Source organism: Faecalibacterium butyricigenerans (assembly GCF_020687345.1).
GTDB classification, from domain to species: Bacteria; Bacillota; Clostridia; order Oscillospirales; family Ruminococcaceae; genus Faecalibacterium; species Faecalibacterium butyricigenerans.
Genome location: NZ_JAJEQL010000063.1, coordinates 1 through 2821 on the forward strand (window position 1 = coordinate 1; position 2821 = coordinate 2821).

The 2821-nt window shown below is 59.4% G+C and carries 1 protein-coding gene; it reads left to right on the forward strand.

Going from position 1 to position 2821, the window contains the following annotated elements; genetic code table 11:
- Positions 1-551 precede the first annotated feature (551 nt).
- Entirely contained in the window at positions 552-2420 is a 1869-nt protein-coding gene (gene mnmG / locus LKD23_RS12685) for a tRNA uridine-5-carboxymethylaminomethyl(34) synthesis enzyme MnmG (RefSeq protein ID WP_227621936.1), read from the forward strand.
- Positions 2421-2821 lie beyond the last annotated feature (401 nt).

Sequence of the window (2821 nt, forward strand, 5' to 3'; positions counted from 1 at the left end):
CCCTCCCTACCTCTGGACTCCACTCTCCCCGCAACGAGTTAAGGGCTGCTCGCCCTTAACAATTCCAATGTGGAAGTTGAAACGGAAAAAAGCTAGCCGCTGCGCTTAACGCTTTTTTCTCGTTTCTCCCATTTGCTGCTTCGCAGCAGACTTTACGCCCTTGCAGAACGTAAAGTTCTGCGAAAACGTAACACCATCGGCGGAGCCGTAAACCGGAGAAGTACAAAAAATGCGTTTAGCGAAGCGGCTAGCATTTTTGTGCTTCGACAACTCCTTCGGGGTCTGAAAGGGGCGAGCAGCCCCTTTCTCGTGGATCCAGCGCGTCGAAATCGCTGGTGCTTTTCTGGTTCTCTTTTGGCACGCAAAAGAGAACATTAGCCTTAATGAAAAAGCGCTTTAATCCGCGCCACCAGCGCGAAATCCCACTTAAAGAAATCCTAGCCCTACTGCAACAGCAATCTGCCCCAGCGCAAGAACCATTTCTGGTTCTATTCTGGTATACAAAAAGAACTTCGCTTTACGAAAAATCGATCGAGGAAAAATAGACAGCAATGAACCATTTAGGAGACTACGACGTTATCGTCATCGGTGCCGGTCATGCGGGCATCGAAGCGGCCCACGCCGCCGCGATGCTGGGCGCAAAAACGGCAGTGTTCACCCTGAGTCTGGACGCCATCGGCAATATGCCCTGCAACCCCAGCATCGGCGGAACGGCAAAAGGTACGCTGGTACGCGAATTGGATGCACTGGGCGGCGTGATGGGTCTGGCGGCAGACGCCACCTATTTACAGAGCCGGATGCTCAACAAGGGCAAAGGCCCTGCCGTCCACGCCCTGCGCGTCCAGACCGACCGCAAGCGTTACCACGAATATATGAAGCACGCCCTTGAGCTGACGCCGGGCCTTGCCATCCATCAGGCAGAGGTGGTCTCTGTCGAGGTGGAGGATGGCCGCGTGAAGGGCGTTGTCACCCAGCTGAACGGGGAATATGGCGCGAAATGTGTGGTCATCGCCACCGGCACCAACCTCGGCGGCAAAATTTTTGTGGGCGATGCGTGGTATGCCTCCGGCCCCGACGGGATGCACGCCGCCAACGCCCTGACTGAGAGCCTGAAAGCCGCCGGTCTGCCGCTGCGCCGGTTCAAGACCGGTACGCCTGCCCGGGTGCATCGGCGGAGCATTGATTTCTCCCAGCTGGAATGCCAGCCCGGAGACCCAGACAACGAGCTGCAGCCTTTCAGCTTTATGACCGATGCGCCCATGCACAATAAGGTGGAGTGCTGGATCGCCTACACCAACCCCGAGACCCATCGGATCATTCTGGACAACATCCAGCGCAGCCCCCTTTACGGTGGTATGATCGAGGGCGTCGGCCCGCGCTACTGCCCGTCCATCGAGGACAAGGTGGTGCGGTTCGCAGGGAAGGAGCGTCACCCCATCTTTGTGGAACCCTGCGGCGAGAACACCGAGGAGATGTACTTGCAGGGCGCGTCCAGCAGCCTGCCGGAGGACGTGCAGAATGCATTCTACCGGAGCATCAAGGGCTTTGAGCAGATCGAGATCATGCGCCCGGCTTATGCCATCGAATACGACTGCGTAGACCCCACGAGCCTTGAGGCTACGCTGGAAAGCAAGGTGGTGCGAGGCCTCTACGGCGCGGGACAGTTCAATGGCACCTCTGGCTATGAGGAGGCAGCCGCGCAGGGACTTCTGGCCGGTCTGAACGCCGCCCGGAAGGCGCTGGGCGAGAGCCAGCTGATCCTGCCCCGGCAGTCCAGCTATCTCGGCACACTGGTGGACGACCTCGTGACCAAGGGCGTCATGGACCCCTACCGGATGATGACCAGCCGCAGCGAGTACCGGCTGACCCTCCGGCAGGACAATGCCGACACCCGTCTGACGCCCATCGGCAGGGAGTACGGCCTCGTGCAGGACGACCGCTGGACAAAGTACCAGCAGACGCAGGTGGTGCTGGACACCGAGCGCCGCCGCCTGCATGACGCCCATCTGCGGACGGCAGACCTGCAGGAAGCCATGAAGGCGGCGGGCCTTGCCCCGGCCGCAGAGGGCGGCATTGCCGAAGAGCTGCTGCGCCGCCCGGAGATCGATTACCCGCTCGTTGCGGGCATCATCGGCTGGGGCGAGGGCGTGACCCCCATGCTGGCGGAGCGGCTGGAAACGGAGATCAAGTATGCGGGCTACATCGCCCGGCAGGACCGGATGATCCACGAGGTGGCCCGCCACGAAAAGACCCTCATCCCGGAGGATTTTTCCTACGAGGGTCTCACCGGCCTGACGCTGGAAGCCCGTGAGAAGTTGGCCCGCATCCGTCCGAAGAATCTGGGGCAGGCGGGACGTATCCCGGGCGTGTCGCCCTCGGATGTGGCGCAGCTGAGTATTGCGCTGGCGGCGCGGGGTTAGAGCGCGGTTACGCGGGGCTAAGTTCTCTTTTGCGTGCCAAAAGAGAACCAGAAAAGCACCCGCTACTTTCGAGGCGCGGGAGGCACGAATCAAGGGCTGCTCGCCCTTGATAATCCCGGAGGAGTAGTCGAAACGGAAAAAAGCTGGCCGCTTCGCTAAACGCTTTTTTCTCGTTTCTCCGATTTGCTGCTTCGCAGCTGGTGTTACGTTCTTGAAAGGCGTGAAGCTCAGCAGGAAGGTAAAATCATCGGCGGAGCCGTAAATGGGAGAAGCACAAAAAAATGCGTTTAGCGAAGCGGCTAGCATTTTTGTGCTTCGACTTCCTCTTTGGAATTGTTAAGGGCGAGCAGCCCTTAACTCGTTGCGGGGAGAGTGGAGTCCAGAGGTAGGGAGGGGGGAGT